Source organism: Candidatus Schekmanbacteria bacterium (genome assembly GCA_016219965.1).
Classification (GTDB): Bacteria; Schekmanbacteria; GWA2-38-11; order GWA2-38-11; family J061; genus JACRJM01.
Genome location: JACRJM010000003.1, coordinates 396,326 through 416,439, shown reverse-complemented (window position 1 = coordinate 416,439; position 20,114 = coordinate 396,326). Strand labels below are relative to the sequence as shown.

The window sequence follows — 20,114 nt, the reverse complement described above, 5'->3', positions numbered from 1 at the left end:
TTTTCATTCATCCTTTAAGTAGGTTATTAATTTCTTCTGCTTCACTGCTGCTTAATTCTGAGATCCTGATTACCTTGTTCCTGCTGCTTTTACCGCTCATTATCTCAATCTGATTTTTATGTCTAAGATGGAAATAATCATATATTGCTTTTATGCACTCATCATTTGCCTCTCCTTCAACGGGCGGTGCATTGACTTTTACCTTTATCCTGTTTTCACCTTCAATTATGACTTCTCTTCTCGAAGAACGGGGGATTACTTTTACCTCCAATATAATCCGGCTATTTGAGCTATTTCCGCTATCAGATTTTTTTTCTCTTTGCCCTCTCTTTTTTCTCTGGTTCATTGCTGCTTCTTTTCCGCTGCTATCTTTATAAGGTCAATGCCAAACTTTTCAAGCAATTTTCTTAATGTAAAAACAGGAAGTCCTACAACATTAAAGTAATCACCGTCGATTCTTTCAATAAAGAGAGAAGCGATTCCCTGTATCCCGTATCCTCCTGCTTTGTCGAAAGGTTCTCCGCTCTTAATATACCATTTTATTTCATTGTCTGTAAGCTTTGCCATAATTACTTTAGTAACAACGCATGCGGAGTAGCTCTTTCCGGTTTCTGAATCAACGACTGATATCCCTGTCATTACTTTGTGCGTTTTTCCTGAAAGAAGCCTCAGCATTTCCCCGGCTCTTTTCTGAGTTGCCGGTTTTCCCAGAATTAATCCATCTATTACTACAGCAGTGTCAGCAGCGATAATTATTTCGTTTTTAAAGCTTTTTGCAGCTGCACGGGCCTTTTCAAGGGACATTCTTTTTACGAAATTTCGCGGAAGTTCTGCTTTGCGTGGTTCTTCGTTAATATCAACACTTATATTGTGGTATTCAGGAATAAGGTTTTTTAAAAGAGAAATTCTCCTTGGAGAAGAAGAGGCAAGTATTATTTTCTTTTTGTTCGCTTCTTCTCTCATTTCAGGATGCGTGAGACCTTTTTCTTTTCTGAGATTATTATGGATTTTATAGCTGATACTGCATGGGTAAGGCTGTCGTTTATGACAACATAATCGTATTCAGGTATATGAGAAATCTCATTCATTGCCATCCCGATCCGTTTCTTAATTTCATCGGGGCTGTCACTGTTGCGGGATTTAAGCCTTTTATTAAGTTCATTTATTGAAGGTGGAAGAAGAAATATAAGCACTGCGTTCCCAAAAAGTTTTTTTACGTTACATGCGCCTTTTGTATCAAGATCCATTATTACATCATATCCCTTTGATATGAGTTTCGAGATGTCTTTTTTTGAAGTTCCATAGCAATTGTCATAAACTCTTGCCCATTCAAGGAAAACCCCTTGGGTTATTTTTTTTGAAAAAGCATCGTTGTCTATGAAATGATAGTGTTTCCCTTCCTTTTCCCCGGGTCTTTTAGTTCTTGTTGTATAGGATATTGAATATTTTGTTTGGGGTATCTTGCTTATGATATGGTTTAATATCGTGGTTTTCCCTGAACCTGATGGTGCAGACACTATTATCAGCAGGCCTTTTTCATGGGAATAAAGTTTCTTGATGTTAATCTTTTTCTTTTTTATCGATGTCATTTATTCTCTGCGATATGGTCTCGGGATGGAGGGCGCAAAGTATTACATGTCCGCTGTCCATTATTATTATGGAGCGGGTCTTTCTGCCCTGTGTTATATCAACCAGTTTGCCGCTGTTCTTAGAATCTTCTTTAAGTCTTTTAATGGGGCTTGATGCCGGTGACACTATGGCGATTATTCTCGATGAAACCACCATATTGTTGAAGCCGACGTTTATTAGATAGGTATCCATTTATTCCAGGTTTACTCAATGTTTTGAACCTGCTCCCTTATCTTTTCAAGCTCTCCCTTTATTGATACGACATTCTCTGTAATCAAGGCATTTATTGCCTTTGATCCGATTGTATTTACTTCCCTGTTTATTTCCTGAATGTAAAAATCAAGTTTTTTCCCCACATCCACTTTTGATTTAAGAATCTCCCGGAAGTGGTCTATGTGGATTTTTAACCTTGAAAGCTCCTCAGATATATCAGACCGGTCTGCTGCAATTGCTATGAGTTCAGCTATCTTTTCTTCAGGTACATCTCTGTGATCATTTAAATTTTTTAATCTTTTCTTCATCCTCTCTGAATATCCCTTAGGCATATGCGCTGCGAGTTTCTTTATTCCCTCAACTTTTGCTGTCACCAGCGTCATTCTTTTGTTGATGTCTGAAACAAGGGAAGCGCCTTCTTTTTGTCTTGATGTTTTTAGTTTTTTTGCAGCTTTATGGAGAGCCTCTATGCCAAGTCTGTCAATGTTGTTATATTCCGGTTTTCTCTCGCTGTAAATGAAGAGAGCAGGATTTGACGCAATGTCAGAGAGGGAAATATCCCCGTTTATTTTAAGATTATCTTTTATTTGTTTCAAAGCTCCGAAATAAGCTTTGGCAGCGTTCCAGTCCACTTCCACATTTTTTTCTGTTGTTTTGTCTGCCAGGTCGACATTAAATGAAAGTTCAAATCTTCCTCTGGAGAAATAGCTTTTGAGGATTCGTGATATTTCTTTTTCTATGGGTTTTAACAACTCAGGAATTTTGAGAGAGGCAATTTCAAGGAATCTGTGATTTAAAGATTTTATAGTAACATCTATTTTTACATTGTTTTTGCGAATAGCAGCCTCGCTGTATCCGGTCATGCTAAATGGCATTCTGTCTTCCTATGCTGTAGTACTGGAACCCCATCTTTTTCTTTCGCTCAGGATCATAGATGTTCCTGCCGTCGAATATAATTGGACTTTTCATGGTATGCTTTATTTTTTCCAGGTTCAGTTGTTTGAACTCCCTCCATTCCGTTACAATTACAAGGCAGTCGCACCCTTCTGCAACTTCATAAGAGCTTTCGCAATATGTAACCTGCGGGAATAACTTTTTTGTATTTTCCATTGCCACAGGGTCGTAAGCCCTTACCACGGCCTTCTCTTTGAGAAAGATATCGAGAAGCTCAATGGATTTTGCTTCCCTTATGTCGTCAGTGTCGGGTTTAAAGGCAAGCCCCAGCAATCCGATAGTTTTTCCCTCAAAGGTCCCGAGCGTTTTTCTGATTTTATTTGCAAAAGTATTGACCCGCTCCTTGTTCACTTTGACTGCCGCTTTCAGGATATCGAAGCTTGACCCGTATTTTTGTGCAATGTTAATGAAGGAGTCAACATCCTTTGGAAAGCAGGAGCCGCCATATCCGAGTCCCGGGTCAAGAAAGTTCCTTCCTATCCTGGAATCAAGTCCCATGCCCTTTGCCACATCTACAACATTGGCGCCTGTTTTTTCGCAGAGGTCTGCGATAGAATTGATATAGGATATCTTCAGGGCAAGAAAAGAGTTAGATGCGTATTTAATCATTTCTGCACTGTAAACATCAGTTATTATCATTGGTCTTTCGAGAGTTGCATAGAGTTCAAGGAGTATCATTGCAACCTGCTTTGAAGGGGCGCCGATAACTATCCTGTCAGGATACAGCGTGTCTGTTATTGCAGTTCCTTCCCGCAGGAATTCGGGGTTGGAAACTACGTCGAATTTTTCATGATTTTTTTTGTTTTTTTCTATTATTCTTTTTACCAGGTCTCCTGTTCCTACGGGAACTGTGGATTTATTGACTATTACCTTATATCCATTGAGATGCTGAGATATTTCAAAAGCTGCCTCTTCGACAAATGAAAGATTAGTTTCTCCCGTTTCTTTTGGTGGGGTTCCGACAGCGATGAAAACAACATCAGATTTTTTTACACCTTCTTCAATGCTTGTTGTAAAGGAAAGCCTTTTCTCCTTAAAATTGCGGATTACCATTTCCTCAAGGCCAGGTTCATAAATGGGCATTATTCCCTTTTTCAGATTTTCTATTTTCTCTGCCACATTGTCTACACAGGTAACGTCATTTCCGAGGTCTGCAAACACAGCTCCTGTAACAAGCCCTACATATCCTGTTCCGATAACGCAGATATTCATTGTTTCCTCCGCAGGTTGTACCTAAATAGCTAATGTTATTTTAATTCTGTTGAATTGCCTATTCTTAATCGAAAAGATTCATAAAATCAATAGGCGTTTTTATTGATTAGTCCTTTCCAGAAAGTGAGCCATATTATTTTGAGATCAAAGGAAAGCGACCAGTTTTCAAGGTAAAAAATGTCATATTCAATTCGTTTTTCAAGTGATGTGTTACCTCTCAAACCATTTATCTGCGCCCATCCTGTGCAGCCTGCTTTAATCCTGTGCCTAAGCATATATTTTGGTATAGTATTTTTAAATTTGTCTACGAATACAGGGCGCTCCGGCCTTGGACCGACAAGACTCATGTCTCCCATCAAAACATTAAAAAGCTGCGGTAGCTCATCAAGGCTTGTTTTTCTCAATACAGACCCGAACTTTGTTGGCCTTGGATCATCAGGGCTTGCCCAGACAGCCCCGGTATCCTTTTCTGCATCTAACGGCATGGTCCTGATTTTATAGACCATGAACCTTTTCCCGTCGAGACTCATCCTTTCCTGTTTGTAGAAAACAGGCCTTCCTGAAGTGAGCCATGTGATTAAATATATCAAAGGCATTATAGGTAATATGGTATGAAACACTAACAGGGCGGCAAAGGAGAAACCGAAATCCATCATTCTTTTTAATATCTGGTTCCATCCGTATAGTGGGCTTTCCGAGATGCTTATGATTGGAAGACCAAGAAAGTCCTCAACTCCGGCATTTAAAGTTATGAATTGGTAGATATCAGGCAATATCTTGATGTCGATCATCTCATCTTTCAGGATGTCCATTGTATTTGTAAGAGTGCTGTAATCGCTAAGAGGCAAGGCTATAAAAACCTGGTCTATATGATGTGTGCCTATAATAGTAATTAAGTCATCAATTTTGCCAAGATATCTGTCTCTTAACTGTCCGGAGTCATTCCTTATGGTATTATCAACGAAACCAGCAACTTTGAATCCCATTTCAGGATGTTCTTCAATTTTCCTGAAAAAATCTTCAGCTGCATCTCCTGTGCCAATGATTACAATCCGCCTTATGTTGTATCCTTTCTTCCTGAAATATTTGAGGCTCTTCCTGATTATCCCACGGATTATGGTCATGGTTGTGACATTAACAAAGAAAAAGTATAACATTACAACACGGGAATATTCATAGTTCCTGTAAAAGAAAGTAATGAAGCTTGTGAGTACTATTATGGTTGCAGTTGATTTGACTATGCAGATGAATTCATCAAAATCAAGACTGTGCCGCCGCGGAATATAAAGCTTGAAATAACGGAATATGCCTCCTGATATTATGAGGATAAAAAGGAGCAGGAGAAGATATCCTTCAAAAGACGGGACCCCTTTTGTTACAGGAATTACCTTGATATAAAAAAACCTTAGAAAGTATGCCGCGATCCAGGATACGGAAACAACTATTATATCAAATAAAAATACGATTGATAAAAACAGCTGGTTATGTTTTTTTAACATATGATTAACAATTTTTTCCGGATAAAAAAAGCAGCTACTTCTGCTTTCGCGGGCAAACTATATTTTAAAAAGTCTATATAGTCAAGGTGACATAAGCTTTGAAAACAACAAGCTATATATCAGACAGAGACAATCGGTTTCCTGTAATAATGCTCATCGCGATTCTTTTGATGGTAGCAACAGTGACATTTGCACGCACACAACTTACACTTGACCCATTTACAGCCATAAAGGACCTTCTTTTCAAATCATTTTTTCTGCTCTTCATATTATTGTTTATCATAAGATCTGTTGTTTCAGGAGAAACAGTTCTTCACAAAACCTCGCTTCTTCTACCTTCTATCATTTTTCTTACCATGGGACTTCTGTCCGGAATTATGGCTACCAATATATATGTTTTTACAGATGATTTTATTAAATGGTTTTTAGCTGTCCTGTTTTCTTTTCTTCTCGTACAGGTTAAAGAGGATGAATGGCTGGTGCCGTTAGCGATTGTTTCTTCCGTTGTAGGGCTGATTGTTTCAGGAATAGCTATATACCAATATTTTACCGCAACCTCGGTAAATCTTGCCACCACGGTAAAGTCGACACTTGGACACAGTAATTTTCTTTCTCATTACCTGGTAATCATAATACCATTGACGCTGGCGCTTGTGCTTTCAGCAGAGAAAATAACACATGCGGTCTTCTTCTTTATATCATTTATTGTCGAGATAGCTGCTCTTGCAGTTACATTTACCCGTGGAGGCTGGCTTGCTTGTGCAGGGGGTCTTTTTGTTTTCGGAGTCATAATTTGGAAATTTTTCCCTGAGAAAAAGGTATTTACCATAAGAAGGCTTGTAATAGCCGCTATACTGTTAGCTCTTCTGATTGGCGCTGCTGCAATAGAAAAGCCCCATATCATTACTTCAGTTTTTTCTTCCAAAGACAGCTATAAGGAAGCAAGTCCCGATGAGGCAGAAATTAAATATAAAGCAGCGACCGTTCTTGTGCGTCTTGAGATGTGGAAGGGGACCTGGCAGATGATTAAAGAGAATCCTGTGCTCGGAATCGGGCTTGGCAATTACTGGATAGTTTCCCAGAAATACAGGACGGCAGAGGAAAGAAGTATTGACCTGGATATACTCCAATGGGCTCACAACGATTTCCTGCAGATTGGAGCTGAAACCGGATTTGTTGGACTTGCAGCTTTTATTTTCCTTATTTTTTCAATATTTAGAAATGGTTTTAAACAGTTCAGGCGTCTCGAAGGAACTTCTAAAACAATATCAGCAGCGCTTATTTGCGGGATTGCTGCGACCATAATGCATTCAATGGTAAGCTTCAATTTTTATAAGACAGTTCCTTTTATGTATTTCTGGCTGGCCGCCGGATTTCTTTCAAACAAAGAAGAACGAAAAATTAGCTTTTCTATTCCGAAATCTCTGGGGATAAAAATATCAATAATAACTGTTGCCTCTGCGTTGGTGTTATTTTGCGGTTATTCCTTTGCGGGGGAGCTAATTGGAGAATATTATTTTTCATATTCCGAGAGAGCTTCGGTTCAGAAAAAATGGAGTGAGTCCATACCTCTTCTGGTAAAGGCTATAAATTACTCTCCCCATAACGCCAAACTCAGATATGCTTTGGGCCTGAGTTATTATAAGACAGGAAATTTCGAAGGGGCTATTGAACAGGGAAACATTGCATATCGCCTTACACCTTATGTTTCGGATGTTAACCGTTTACTCTGTTATGCCTACAATGAGATGGGGAATATTTATTTTTCAGGCAAGGACTATGACCCGGCCCTCAAAGAATATACCAGGGTTGTTGAACTTTGCGAAGAAAGAAAGAAAATTAAACTGCGTTCCCATGAACTTGGAGCTTTGGATAATGAAATTGCAAATGCCTACTATAATCGCGGGAATGCTTACCTTACAATGTCACAAAAAGAGAAAGCCCGGCAGGATTACCGCCGGGCTATTCAATACAATCCTGAACACTACTATGCTTTACAGTCTCTCGAAAAGCTCTCTAAATAATAGAGCTTCTTTTGAGATATTAACCTCCGTAATAATAACCGCCGTATCCTGAAAGGACCTCGCTTGCAAGTTTAAGCTGTTTCTTTAAGGAAGTGAAAAGGCTTTCACGTCCGCCAGCATCTACTGAGGTCACCTGATAAACAGCCTCATAGAATGATGAGGAAAGAGTAGTGTCAGTGAAAATTGTTCCAGTAGTATTATCAATTGAAGTCAATGTTTTATCAAAACCGCCTGTGCTAAAACGGACTTGTCTGTATATGTTATAACTCGATGCGCTGCTTTCCGGATCCCAGCTTAAAGTTACCTGCGGGAGAAGAGATGAATTGTCTACTGTTGCTTCAGTAATTGAAGGTGAAGATGCTCCAGCCCCTCCATTTTTAACATAGAATGTCGGTGATGCTGTTGATGTCATGGCAACATCGGTACCATCTATATTCTTTGTGGGAGTTACTTTTACCTGATAGTGTCCTGTATCAAGACCACTTACATCCCACTTAACTTTCCTGTTACCTGGCTTTACTCCACTTTCAGTTTTTATCTCAACCCATCCGGAACCCGGATCTGAAAGTTTCCTGTATTCTATTTTAACATCTGAGGACTTGCCCGATGCATCTGCAAGTCTGTATTTTATTGCTGCTTTTGAACCCTTAGCTTTTGCTGATACATTCTGGATATAGGAAATAGAATTCCTATCACTGGATTGCATTACAACCTGATAGATGGAAAGATGTTTGATCTTTGCTGTCACAGTTCCAGCAGAAGTATCAACGCTGCCCACCTTAACACTACTGAAGTCATTTCCACTAAGAGAATAAACCTTAAGAGTGTCTGTTAGGGTCGCTGGGTCAATTCCAAGAGCTGTAATAAGATCCTTATTGTAAGGAATAGTCAGATCTACTTTTTCATCAAAAACATTGACCTTTTTCTTTCCGACTTTAACGAATCCGGCATTTGCAGAATCATTTATTGAAACCGCTGCAGGTACCCCTACGCTCATAACATTTCTTTTAACTCCATCAATTTTTGTTGGCCATTTGAATGGACTAACCAAAGTCTGTATAGCAAATTCCGGAGTCTCGACAATCTGGATAATCTGAATAATCCCGGCTGTTGGCAGTGAGCCCGCAACAACTATTTTATTACCTGAAATATTTGCAGGCCCTATTAAATATGCCGGGAATTGGTCTATCGCACCATCGCTGTCAGCATCGTAATAGAGAACCATCACATTACCGGGTCTTGTCGAGAGCAGGCTTCCTGTTGTACTCGCATCGTTGCTTACTGTGAGAGTTGTTCCGTCATCTGAAACTACTCCCGCTGTATCAGAGACAGTAGAACCTTGAGCCTGAAAATGGACAAATCCATATTTTCCATCATCAGAGCGGTAAGCATGTAAGGGTATATTTAACGAAGAGCCGTATAGCGGAGAAAGCGGGTCCTCAACTTTTAAAGTGCCACCCAGAGCGCCGATTCTTAATGAAGCCTCTCCATCATTTGTTAAGTCCAGTCCGGTTGCTTCTGTAGTTTTTGCATTTGCAATTGGTAATGCTATTATTGATAGTAAAAACAGCAAAGTGCAAAAATACAATTTTCCTTTAAACACTGTTTTCATAAACGGGCTCCTTAATTTATGTGTCAAATCTATTCAGGTCGGATAACTCTTTATATATTAAGCATATTTATCGTTTAGTATTATCATTGTCAAGATTTTTTCGAGCAAATGCTCAAATTTCAAGATATCTGGTGTTTCAATTAATTTTTTTATTTCATTAAATAGGATAACATACTGCTAAACAAGGTATCCTATTTTTTAAAATTAAGGCATGTTTTTAAATATAAGTCCATAAAAAATTTTGGGTATAGTTTTTAGAATAATTTTTATATCCGTTATAAGCGACCAGTTGTCTATATATTTTAAATCAAGTTTCATCCATTCCTGAAAAGGCATGTTTTTTTCACCTGAAATCTGCCAGAAACATGTCATCCCGGGCTTCATTGAAAGCCTGCGTCTTTGCCATCTTTCATATTGGATTACCTCTGAAGGGAGAGGCGGCCTTGGTCCAACAAGGCTCATGTCTCCGCAAAGGACATTGAAAAGCTGCGGTAATTCGTCTAAATTTGTAGCCCTTATTATTTTTCCAAGAGGTGTGACGCGAGGATCACTGCTCAATTTGAATGCGGGTCCGTCTCTTTCATTTAACGAAATAAGTTCGCGAAGCCTGTCCTCAGCATCGATATACATAGAACGGAACTTGTACATTACGAACCTGCGGCCGGCAAGTCCCACGCGGGTCTGTCTAAAGAATACAGGGCCCTTGCTTGTAGTTTTTACGGCAAGCGAGACAACACATATTAACGGTGAGAGCAAAACTAATCCTATGACGGAAAAAAACAGGTCAATAGCGCGCTTTAAAAAAAGTTCGAAATTCTTTTCAGGAGTGGTATTAAACGTAAGCAGCGGTTTACCGTGGAAATATTCAAAAGATGGCTTTGCTATAACCATTGGATAGAAGCCAAGCACAATCCGGCTTCTTATCCCTTCTTCTTCGCAAAATGAAAGAAGCTTTTCAATATCGATCATTCTTCCTTTGGAAAGGCAAATTATTATTTCATCAACTACCGTGTTGTGGACAATTTCAGGCAATTCTTCTATGGAACACAATATTTCCCAGTCTTTAACTTGCTTGGTGTTACTTTTCTCAGTTGTTGCAAAACCAAGTATGTTTAGACCCCATTTTTTATGTTTTTCAATAAGTTCGGCAGTCTCAATGGCGTCTTCACCGGTTCCGACTATAATTATGTTTCTTACGGAAAACCCCAGTGATTTTATGCGTGACAATGTGAAATAGACTATGATTTTTGCGAGCAGTATAGAAATAAAAGAGATTATGGCAAATATGATGATAAGCGAGCGGCTGAAATACTTTTTCTGGAAAAGAAATACCGTGAAACCAAGGGTCATTACCCCCCAGAAATGAGAAATCAGTATTCTCCCAGCATCAGAGATGAAAGAATCTAACCTGAAAGTGCCAAAGACTCCATGGAATTTCAGCAATCCCGCCCAAATAGGTATTATTATAAATATAATCCATATGTATTCATTTATTGGAAGGATTTCCCCATATGAGAAAGACATGAGATAATTCCTGACATAATAGGCAGCAAGAAAACTTCCGGCGACAAGTATAATCTCAGCTATCTGCATTGCCCGCGTTACTACCCAGTTTTGTTCTTTTAACAAATGCTCAATCCTTTCTATATCTATTTTTCAGAACCAGAAAAGGAAACTGAATATCTCTTACAAGATATCTCTTCCATAATCTTGCCGGTTCCTGGAACAGCCTGAAAACCCATTCAAGTCCGCTGCTACACATCCATTCCGGAGCCCTGCTTTTATTTCCGGAAAGAAAATCTATGGCAGCTCCAACACCGATGGCAATCCTTACAGTCAGGTGTTCAATATTCTCATAAATCCATTTTTCCTGCAACGGCGTTCCCATTGCGACTATCAGGACCGAAGCGCCTGAGGAATTAATCCTTTCAATTACAAAAAAATTTTCATCTCCTGATTTGTTAAAATAACCGTGCATGGTTCCCGCTATTTTGAGCCCCTTTATCGTTCCGGACAGGTTTGATGCGGTGCGCTCTGCAACACCTTTTTCTCCTCCCAGGATGAACACGCTGTACTCTCCGGCTGATATGCTTTCAAGGTAGCGTGGAAGGAAATCAGGTCCTGAGATCTTTTCTTTCAAAGGTGTGCCAAGAAAATGTGAAGCCCATACTACAGGCATACCGTCAGGGAGGAGGATTGAAGCTTCATTGTATATTTTCTGCAGATAAATATCATTTCTGGCAAGCATTATTGATTCAACATTTGCAGGGAATATGACTTCTTTCTTTCCCGTTTTCGTGAGCTTTGATGCAAAAGAAACTGCATCTTTGAATGTAATGTTTGAAAAATCAAGCCCGCAGATATTTATTTTATCCATGTTTTTTCGGATAGGCACAGGAGCAGAGAATGTTTATTTTTGAGCACTCTTGGCTTCTTTTTCACAAGCAGGACAATAGTAAGCCGAGACATCGGTTGCGACAAAATCTATGTTGCATTTAATACATGTAAGGATCTTTATCCCTCTTTTTTCCATTTCCCTGACTAAGGTGTAATAATAAAGCCTGTAGCCGCACCTGAAACAGTACAGAGATGAATCCCTCCCCTTGCCATCTCTTATTATCAGGGTGTTGCCGCATCGCGTGCATTCAATATTGGCATCTGAATCGTGAAAATGTAATCCCATGAAACAGTCTCCATCTATTAAGACGACCAGGAGCCTTGATTTCTCTTTTAGTTATTTTGATACAAAACTCCAACCCATCCATTCCCATTTTCCGTCAGGGGACTTACTATAGTACATATTGATCTGTTTTTTCCCGTAATAGGGCTTTTTAAGCTCAAGCTCAACTACTGTTCTGCTTTTTTCACTGTATATTCTGATGAGATTATAACCGGCGGATTTGCTAACTTCCCATTCAGGCCGGGGTTGATTGGTTACAGGGTGGATTTTCACTATGGAATTAAAATCTTTGAATATTCTGTCTTCAGGCGGTCTGTCACAAGCCAAAATAAACAGGAATAGGCAAAGAAGAATGACTGTTCTAAGAACAGTTCCGGCATATCTCTCAGATTGTTTTGTGTATTGCATGGGGTAGATATATATATAACGCTTATAATTCTTCAATATAAAAATTCATTTAATTGCGAAAAAAATTATTCTCCTTTGTTTCTGAAAATTGAGGGATTAGATGACAACCCTAAACATCTGTCAAAGGTGTGGGGATAAAGCGCGATGTCATCACGAGGTTTACTTTGCTGAAACGGCAGTGGCTCCGGGCTTCATATTTGAGAGTTTTTTGCGCAATTGAAGGTGTATTGTTGTGTTCGCTCAGATGTGCCAGAAAAAGAGTGTGTAAGCGGTCGCTCATTTTGTTAAGTACAAGATTTGTCGCCTGAAGATTTGAAAGATGACCCAGATCACCGCGGATCCTTTTTTTCAGATGCGGAGGGTATGGACCATTTTCGAGCATATCTGTGTCGTGGTTGAATTCAAGCACGGCTGCATCAAGCGAAGAAAAAATGCTTTCTATTTTTTCAGTGACAAACCCTATGTCGGTAAATATGCCAAGACAGCTTTCTCCATTTTCTATGAAAAGGCAAACGTGGCTTGCGGCATCATGGGGCGATGGGATTGTGGTTATTTTAAGTCCCCCTAGAGCTATGGTAGAACCTGCCTCGAAAAAGGCTATATCCTCTATATCGCCGATTGTTTCTCTGGCTGCATTATAAGCCGACTCGTCAATCATCACAGGTATGCGAAATCTGCGGCTTATTATACCCGCTCCTTTTACATGATCCTGATGGTCGTGGGTTATGATTATGGCAGAGATGTCTTTAATATTTCTGCCTATTGAGCACAACCTTTTTTCGGTTTCTTTGCCGCTTAACCCTGCATCAACGAGAATTGAGCTTTCCCCATTTTCTATATAAATACAGTTTCCGCTGCTTCCGCTTGCAAGTATGGATATCTTCACTTTGCCTTTAAGGAAAAAATTTTTTTATGATTTTATTCTGAAATCAAAAATACTCAAAATCATTTTTTTGAAGTTAAGAGAAATACAGAACAAAATATCTGTGAAAGATTTCAATTTGATCCGGAATAATTGACGTCACGCTTTTTAGAGGTTATAATTTTTATATAAGACTATGTAGGAAGAGAAGTAAAAAAACTTGGAAATTGTTGAGAAGGAGGCATGACATATGAAAAAAAACAAAAAACTTATTTCTGTTGGAACTCTTTTTACTCTATTGGCTTTGGGAACCGGCATTTCTGCAGAGGCTAAGACCTTCTCAGATTTTGGTCCATGGGGGAAGACAGGACTAGTCACTGCCAGCGTAGTGTCATCTGTAATCTATTCGCCGCTTAAGCTTGTCTATGCTACTCTTGGGTCTGTAACAAGCGGTCTGGTTCTCGGATTTACAGCAGGTGAAGCCACAAGCAGTGCATCCAGGATAGCAAAACAGTCAGTAACAGGAGACTGGTATGTAGCACCTGACGTTTTCCTTGGAAGCGAGTATCTTGATTTTGTGGGTCCCGACGACAAGTGAATATGAACAGCTTCAATGGTACGATTAAAGTTACAACGGTTAGCAGTTAGAATATAGTTCAGGATAAATGAGAATAAAGTACAAAGTATGAGTTTTCATTTATCCTGAATTTTTTTTGGAGTATCTTTTAGTCGTAATGAATAAAGAAAAACGGCAAACCCTTCTTTTAATTCTTGCTCCCGTACTCATTGTATTTTTTATTTACAGCGGGACATTGCATTTTCCATTTAATTATGATGATGCAGATGTCATTCAGAATAACTATAAAATAAAAAATATTTCTGATTTCACGTCCATAGTTTCATCAAACCCCCAGAGGGCCCTGCTTAATTATTCATTTGCCGTAAATTACTATTTTGGAAAACTTAACACTTACGGGTATCATATTGTTAACATTGCATTGCACTTGCTGAATGGGATAATTCTTTTTTTCCTGGTCAAGCGCCTGACTAAAGGTCCTGCTAAAGATCCTGAATGTGTGTTGACTGCACTGCTTGCCTCAAGCCTTTTTGTTTCTCATCCGGTTAATGTTGAGTCTGTAACTTATATTTCAAGCCGGTCCGGATTGCTTTGCGCTTTTTTCTACCTTCTGGCTCTTCTCTTTTTTCTGAAAGCTGACAATAAACCAAAAGGTCGTTCGGATTTTTCATTCAGAATGTTTTCTCTCATTTTTTTTATTATGTCCTGTTTTAGCAAGGAAAACGGAATTACACTCCCGCTAATTCTCCTTGCCATTGAATATATAAATGAATCTATAAATCCCAACGGATGCAGGGACGAGGTAAAATACGGCTTCAGAGATTGGATAAAAAAAAGATATTTCCCCTTCCATTTTGCCTATTGGATCGCAGCAGTCATTATTTTCTTTTTGAGGATTTTTATTTTTGGAACCGCAGGGAACCAAGATTTTTCCAGACCGATTCATGTGCAGTTATTAACGCAGGTCTGCTCTTTTGTTTATGGGATGAAGCTTCTTTTTCTTCCTTTTAATTTGACTGTTGACCACTATTTACCCTTTGCAGATTCTTTTTTTAATCTAAGAGTCATAGGCTCTGCGGCAGTGATAGTGCTTGTCATTTTGTTTGGATTTTTTGCAAGAAGAAGAGCCCCAATTATTTTCTTTTCTTTATTGTGGATATTGTTAACACAGCTTCCAACATTGGTGTTTCCGGTACAGGATGTTTTGGCCGAGAGATGGCTATATCTGCCGGTGATGGGGTTTGCCTTACTTCTTTCCTCATCTGCCGGTTTCTGCAGCATCAATAAAAGGCAGAAAATCAAAAGAAGTTTTATTTTAATTATTGCAATGATTCTCTTTCTTTATAGTGCGCTTGCTAAAAAAGCTACATTGTCATGGGAAAATCCAATAAGTTTGTGGACCAATGCCCTCAAAAAATCGCCTATAAATCATCCCTCCGTTAAAGCGCTTTATGGTATTGGGAGTGTTTATCAAAAAAGTGGTTTTTATGCGAAAGCGATTGAGCAGTATCAGAGTGCTCTAAAATTTGAGCCTGGTTACATGAAAATTTATCTTAATCTGGCAGAAAGCTACATGATGACAGGAGAAAAGAAAAAGTCACTTGAAATACTCGATATGCTTCTTTCCCAGGATGGGAGTGATTCCTATGCCCTTTATCTAAAAGGACTTCTTTATCATATGGACGGAGATTATGAGAATGCTGAGAAAAATTACAAGGCAGCACTTAGGATTAATCCCGGTCTGTTAAGTGCAAAAAGTAATTTGGGGGCAGTTTATATTGGTCTTGGAAGACTGGATGAAGCAATGGACGAAACAAGAGCGGTTATAAAAACTGATCCTGATGATGTTGAAGCTCACAATAATCTTGGTACCATTTATCAGAAAAAAGGAGATACAGCTCAGGCTTTAAGGGAGTTTAATTTAGCCCTTAAGATAAATCCATCTTATGTGCCGGCATATATCAATCTTGGGTTAGTCTATATCAGTACCGGTGAGAAAGAAAAGGCTGCTGCTGAACTCAAAAAAGCAATAGCCATTGATCCCGGGAATAAAAATGCAATAGCGCTCATAAAACAGATTGAAAAGGAGAGATAAAGATAATTGTTGCAAATATAAGCTTCACTTCTTATAAATCAATGAAAGTTATGGAAGAATTATATGAATATACTAAGTGACATAAAGAAGAATTTTTTGAGAGTATTTCTTTACACTCTCTACGGGATAAGCTGCTTTATTGTTTTTCTGCTTATCAAGTTTCCTTTTGACAAGGTTGTAGATAATGCTATTTCTGGTATAGAGGCCGATTACCAGTATAAAATTACAAAACAGAAATCAGGTTATACTTTTCCGATTGGAGTAAGTTTCTCCGAAGTAGAGATACAAAATACGGCGGTTGATTCTAAACCATATCAGCTTGAGAAGCTTAAAATTACGCTTCCTTTATCCTCTATATTTTTCCTTAAAAAAGAGGTTAACTTCAGTGCAGATGGTTTTGAAGGCAAGCTGGATGGAAGTATCCGCCTGGATACAGACCGCATAAGTTTAAAAGTTGACACCTCTAAAGAAGTTGAAATCAGCAAGCTGCTGTCCGGAAACGATAAAAAGAAGATGAGGCTTAAGGGGCCTGCAAAGTTCAACTTTAACATTGTCATGCAGAAGGACAGCGCAAGAACGGTTTCCGGTAACGGCCAGATTGAGATTGCCGGTGGACAGCTGGAAAATATTTCACCTTTTCTAAAAAGTCTCAAGCTTGATAAAGCAGGCTTTGTTTTTGAAGCTACAAGAGGCAGAGGCAATGTGAAGAATTTTATTATTGAGGGAAGCGGAGTAAAAATAAACGGCGGCGGAACATTTAAGGTAGGAGAGTCGCTGGATAAAACAAATATCAAGATGAAACTCTTTGGTGAATACGATACCTCTCATGAAGTAGGAAAAGCCATATCTTTAATGGGAATCAAGGGGAAGAAAAATGTCCCTGTAGAATTGAGCGGACCTATTTCGAATCTAAGCATCAAAGTCGAAGGAATAACCCTTAGCGGCGAAAAGTCCTGACCGGATTATAACTTCTTAGAAAACCTTAGTAGTAGCAGCGAATTGCTCACCACCGATACCGATGAGAATGCCATTGCAAGCGCACACCACTGGGGCGGCAGAGTAAACGGATAAAACACCCCGGCAGCTATAGGTATTCCTATTGCATTATAAAAAAGTGCCCAGAAAAAATTCTGTTTTATCTTGGTGAGTGTTTTTCTTCCAAGCTGTATTGCGCGGTCCACATCTAGCAGGTCGTTTTTAACAAGAACGACATCACCTGTTTCTTTTGCCACATCAGTACCCGAGCCAATGGCTATCCCTATGTTTGCCTGTGCAAGGGCAGGTGCATCATTGATGCCGTCCCCTACCATTCCAACCTTGAGCCCCTGATCCTGATATTTTCTTACGGCATTTATTTTATCCTGAGGCAGGACTTCAGCCTCAAATGTGTCTATCCCTACTTTTCCTGCTACAATCGAGGCAATTTTTTTATTGTCTCCGGAAATCATGCATGTTTTTATTCCCAGAGCATGAAGCCTCTTTATTGCCTGAGGCGCATTGTCTTTTATTACGTCAGCAATCCCGAATACGCCTATTGCCTTTCCATCCTTTGCCGCAAAGACCAGCGTGTTGCCTTCTGATTCAAGCCGTTCCGCTGCGCTTTTGATTCCCGACATATCAGTTCCATTTTTCTCAAGGAGGGCTCTTTTTCCGACAATAACCCGGCTTCCTGAAATTGTGCATGTTATCCCCATGCCGCTCTCTTCATGGAAGTTGTCTGTAGCGGAGAGGGTAATCCCTTTTTCTTTTGCGTAATCTACAACAGCCTCAGCAAGAGGATGAGTGGATGACGCTTCAGCGCTTGCTGCTATCATTAATGCTTCGTTGTCCGTGATACCCGGTGCAAACGAAGTACCAACAACTTTGGGCTCGCCTTTTGTGATTGTCCCGGTTTTATCAAAGAGCACAATATTGAGTCTTGATATGTTTTCTAGTACGCTCGCTTTCTTAAACAGGATTCCCCTGTTCAATCCTATGCCGCTCCCAACCATTATGGCAGTGGGAGTTGCAAGGCCAAGTGCGCATGGACAGGCTATAACGAGGACTGATATCATTATTGTAAATGCAAAAAGGAATGTCTCCCCTATCATGAAAAACCATACTGCAAAACTTATAAGGGCGATCGAAACAACTGCGGGAACAAAATAATTGGAAACAGTGTCGGCAAAACGCTGTATTGGTGCTTTGTCAGCCTGCGCTTCCTGCACCATCTTTATGATCTGAGAGAGCACAGTGTCTTTTCCTATCCGCATGGTCCTTATTTTTAAAAGACCTGACTTGTTTATAGTTGCGCCTGTCACACTGTCGCCCGGCTTCTTTTCAACCGGAATGGATTCTCCGGATATCATAGCTTCGTCAATGCTTGCGCTTCCTTCTATTATTTCTCCATCTACAGGTATTTTCTCTCCGGGCTTTACCAGCACGATATCGCCCACTGAAATCTGTGATGCCGGCACTTCCTTTTCAACTCCGTCAACGATGAGCCTTGCCTTGTCAGCCTGGAGTTCAAGGAGTTTTTTGAGCGCCTGTCCTGCTTTACCTTTGGCGCGTGCTTCCATCAGTTTGCCAAGCAAAATAAAGCTTAAAAGCTCCGGAGCAACTTCAAACATCAGGTGATGCATCATATGCCCGGCTGCCTGCGGAACACCTTCCATGTTTAATGAGCTCATATCCATCGAGTCATTTGCATTCAGGGCTGAAGTGTCAATGCCTGCTCCGGAAGACGCCGCCATGCCTTCCATGCTGCTTCCGAAAAAGAGCATGAATGTGCTGTAAAAATATGCGGCTGTAATTCCCAGAGATACGAGGACATCCATGTTTGTTGATTTGTTTTTAAGCGAATAATAAGCGCCCCTGTAAAATGGAAAGCCTCCGATTATCTGGATAATGGTTGCAAGCCCGAAAACAGCATAGTCCTGATATGTTCCAAAAGGATGAAAATTTACTCCGAACTGGGGAAGATGTACCAGCAGGGCTATGGGAATGGTTAAGAAGACAGTAAGGAGAAAGGATCTTTTTTCCTTGTGGGCGATCTTTTCTTTATCTCCATCATCTTCCCTTGGGACTGCCTTGTAGCCTGCCTGTTTTACAAGCTCATAAATCCCTTCGGCAGTGATTATGGAGTTGTCATATTCCACTGTCCCCTGCTCGATTGAAAAATTTACAGATACGCTTTTTATCCCCTCTGCTTTCCCTAAAACTTTTTCTATGGTCTTTGAGCAGTTAACACAGCTCATTCCTTCTATGGTGAAGCTGAGCTTCCCTGCTCCGTTTCCATCAGCCTGGATAGCTCCGTAGCCCAGGTCTTTAACCTTTAAAGCAATTGCTTGAGATGTTAAAGCTTCAAGATGCTCGACCTTAAGAGATTCCATGGGAAAATTAACTACCGCTTCTTTTATCTCTTCAACTTTGGAAAGTCCCTTTTCAATTGTCCTTGCACAGTTTACACATGACATGCCGGTTATTTTGAAGTTCGACGTTATAGTTTTTAAAGCAGGTTTTTCTGCTTCTATAGGTGCAGGAGAAGCCTCCGCAGCTGCCGCAAGAGCAGCCTTGTCTGCATCTAAAAAATACCCCTCTTTTACTATGGCATCTTTTAAGGTGCCTTCGCTGACTTTAGTGTCGTCAAAGGACACAGTTGCAAGCTGTTTTTCAAGGGATACCTCTAATTCTCCGACACCGTCGAGCTTCTTAAGCGCTTTTGTTACGGCGCGCACGCAGTGGTTGCAGGTCATTCCAAATACAGGTATTTCCGTTCTTTTCTCCATGGACTTTCCCCAAAAAAAATTACTTCTGTGCCGCTTCGTAACCAGCTTCAGTTATGGCGCCTATTATTGCAGTTAAATTGTCAATTGAAGGATCAAATGCAAATGTAGCTTCCTTCTTGTCAAGGTCAACATTGACGTTCCTTGCGCTCTTGAATTCCTCGATAGCCTTTTTTACATGCTTTACGCACATCTGACACGACATACCATCAACTGTAAGTTTTGCTTCAGCCATTTTAATTCTCCTTAAATAATATGGTTTGATGTTTGTTGCTTATGTTTCAGGTTGTATTCTTGAACTTGAAAATAACGTCCATGAGTTCATCTATTTTTCTTTTTTCCTTGCCGCTTCTCAAAGCATCTGTGACGCAGGTTTCAACATGTTCTTTCAATATAAGTTTTGCCACATTGGAAAGCGCGGCACTTGCTGCCGAAATCTGCGTAAGAATGTCTATGCAGTACTGCTTGTCATCAACCATGCGGCTTATCCCTCTTATCTGTCCTTCGATTTTCTTAAGCCGCGACAACGCCTTTTCTTTTGATACATCGTCTAACATTCATACCTCCAGCTATATCCAAGCTATA

The 20,114-nt window shown here is 39.9% G+C and carries 20 protein-coding genes; 4 read left to right on the top strand and 16 right to left on the bottom strand.

The features are described 5' to 3' along the window. Positions 1 to 7: 7 nt before the first annotated feature. From HZA77_04115 to HZA77_04085, 7 genes are all read right to left on the bottom strand, one after another. On the bottom strand, positions 8 to 346 hold the full coding sequence (locus HZA77_04115; GenBank protein ID MBI5374596.1) for a YggU family protein: 339 nt from the start codon (positions 344 to 346) through the stop codon (positions 8 to 10). Next, positions 343 to 963: a septum formation inhibitor Maf gene (gene maf / locus HZA77_04110; GenBank protein MBI5374595.1), complete on the bottom strand. Its 621-nt coding sequence runs from the start codon at positions 961 to 963 to the stop codon at positions 343 to 345. Before maf ends, HZA77_04115 begins: the two co-directional genes overlap by 4 nt. Next, the gene (gmk, locus tag HZA77_04105; GenBank protein MBI5374594.1) at positions 960 to 1,589 is read right to left on the bottom strand and encodes a guanylate kinase; all 630 of its coding nucleotides are present in this window, start codon (positions 1,587 to 1,589) and stop codon (positions 960 to 962) included. Before gmk ends, maf begins: the two co-directional genes overlap by 4 nt. Continuing rightward, positions 1,561 to 1,821, bottom strand: a complete 261-nt coding sequence (locus HZA77_04100) for a DUF370 domain-containing protein (GenBank protein ID MBI5374593.1) — start codon at positions 1,819 to 1,821, stop codon at positions 1,561 to 1,563. The genes gmk and HZA77_04100 overlap by 29 nt, the downstream gene beginning before the upstream one ends. An 11-nt stretch (positions 1,822 to 1,832) precedes the next feature. Then, positions 1,833 to 2,717 (bottom strand): YicC family protein, encoded by an 885-nt coding sequence (locus HZA77_04095; GenBank protein MBI5374592.1) that lies wholly within the window; start codon positions 2,715 to 2,717, stop codon positions 1,833 to 1,835. Continuing rightward, positions 2,707 to 4,008, bottom strand: coding sequence for a UDP-glucose/GDP-mannose dehydrogenase family protein (locus tag HZA77_04090; GenBank protein ID MBI5374591.1), 1,302 nt, complete (start codon positions 4,006 to 4,008; stop codon positions 2,707 to 2,709). Before HZA77_04090 ends, HZA77_04095 begins: the two co-directional genes overlap by 11 nt. A gap of 86 nt (positions 4,009 to 4,094) precedes the next feature. Beyond that, the gene (locus tag HZA77_04085) at positions 4,095 to 5,507 is read right to left on the bottom strand and encodes an undecaprenyl-phosphate glucose phosphotransferase (GenBank protein ID MBI5374590.1); all 1,413 of its coding nucleotides are present in this window, start codon (positions 5,505 to 5,507) and stop codon (positions 4,095 to 4,097) included. A gap of 98 nt (positions 5,508 to 5,605) precedes the next feature. Between HZA77_04085 and HZA77_04080 the strand changes: the two genes are divergently transcribed. Further along, positions 5,606 to 7,531, top strand: a complete 1,926-nt coding sequence (locus HZA77_04080; GenBank protein ID MBI5374589.1) for an O-antigen ligase family protein — start codon at positions 5,606 to 5,608, stop codon at positions 7,529 to 7,531. Between the two features lie 19 nt (positions 7,532 to 7,550). Here the strand turns inward: HZA77_04080 and HZA77_04075 are convergent, their stop codons facing one another. From HZA77_04075 to HZA77_04050, 6 genes are all read right to left on the bottom strand, one after another. Next, a complete protein-coding gene (locus HZA77_04075; GenBank protein ID MBI5374588.1) occupies positions 7,551 to 9,143 on the bottom strand; it encodes a hypothetical protein in 1,593 nt (530 codons plus the stop codon). A gap of 204 nt (positions 9,144 to 9,347) precedes the next feature. Beyond that, on the bottom strand, positions 9,348 to 10,772 hold the full coding sequence (locus tag HZA77_04070) for a sugar transferase (GenBank protein MBI5374587.1): 1,425 nt from the start codon (positions 10,770 to 10,772) through the stop codon (positions 9,348 to 9,350). A gap of 4 nt (positions 10,773 to 10,776) precedes the next feature. After that, on the bottom strand, positions 10,777 to 11,520 hold the full coding sequence (locus HZA77_04065) for a WecB/TagA/CpsF family glycosyltransferase (protein MBI5374586.1): 744 nt from the start codon (positions 11,518 to 11,520) through the stop codon (positions 10,777 to 10,779). 33 nt (positions 11,521 to 11,553) lie between these two features. Then, a complete protein-coding gene (locus HZA77_04060; protein ID MBI5374585.1) occupies positions 11,554 to 11,826 on the bottom strand; it encodes a hypothetical protein in 273 nt (90 codons plus the stop codon). Positions 11,827 to 11,877: 51 nt separating this feature from the next. Further along, the gene (locus HZA77_04055) at positions 11,878 to 12,267 is read right to left on the bottom strand and encodes a hypothetical protein (GenBank protein ID MBI5374584.1); all 390 of its coding nucleotides are present in this window, start codon (positions 12,265 to 12,267) and stop codon (positions 11,878 to 11,880) included. Between the two features lie 73 nt (positions 12,268 to 12,340). Beyond that, the gene (locus HZA77_04050) at positions 12,341 to 13,117 is read right to left on the bottom strand and encodes an MBL fold metallo-hydrolase (GenBank protein MBI5374583.1); all 777 of its coding nucleotides are present in this window, start codon (positions 13,115 to 13,117) and stop codon (positions 12,341 to 12,343) included. 226 nt (positions 13,118 to 13,343) lie between these two features. Between HZA77_04050 and HZA77_04045 the strand changes: the two genes are divergently transcribed. The 3 genes from HZA77_04045 (at position 13,344) to gspN (ending at position 16,722) form a co-directional block, all read left to right on the top strand. After that, a complete protein-coding gene (locus tag HZA77_04045; GenBank protein MBI5374582.1) occupies positions 13,344 to 13,691 on the top strand; it encodes a hypothetical protein in 348 nt (115 codons plus the stop codon). A gap of 136 nt (positions 13,692 to 13,827) precedes the next feature. Then, entirely contained in the window at positions 13,828 to 15,765 is a 1,938-nt protein-coding gene (locus HZA77_04040; GenBank protein ID MBI5374581.1) for a tetratricopeptide repeat protein, read from the top strand. 63 nt (positions 15,766 to 15,828) lie between these two features. After that, the gene (gene gspN / locus HZA77_04035; GenBank protein ID MBI5374580.1) at positions 15,829 to 16,722 is read left to right on the top strand and encodes a type II secretion system protein GspN; all 894 of its coding nucleotides are present in this window, start codon (positions 15,829 to 15,831) and stop codon (positions 16,720 to 16,722) included. A gap of 5 nt (positions 16,723 to 16,727) precedes the next feature. Here the strand turns inward: gspN and HZA77_04030 are convergent, their stop codons facing one another. Genes HZA77_04030 through HZA77_04020 form a run of 3 tightly spaced genes read right to left on the bottom strand, consistent with a single transcriptional unit; the run spans position 16,728 to position 20,086 of the window. Next, the gene (locus HZA77_04030; protein MBI5374579.1) at positions 16,728 to 19,532 is read right to left on the bottom strand and encodes a heavy metal translocating P-type ATPase; all 2,805 of its coding nucleotides are present in this window, start codon (positions 19,530 to 19,532) and stop codon (positions 16,728 to 16,730) included. 19 nt (positions 19,533 to 19,551) lie between these two features. Continuing rightward, on the bottom strand, positions 19,552 to 19,764 hold the full coding sequence (locus HZA77_04025) for a heavy-metal-associated domain-containing protein (protein MBI5374578.1): 213 nt from the start codon (positions 19,762 to 19,764) through the stop codon (positions 19,552 to 19,554). Positions 19,765 to 19,810: 46 nt separating this feature from the next. Beyond that, a complete protein-coding gene (locus HZA77_04020; GenBank protein MBI5374577.1) occupies positions 19,811 to 20,086 on the bottom strand; it encodes a metal-sensitive transcriptional regulator in 276 nt (91 codons plus the stop codon). Positions 20,087 to 20,114 lie beyond the last annotated feature (28 nt).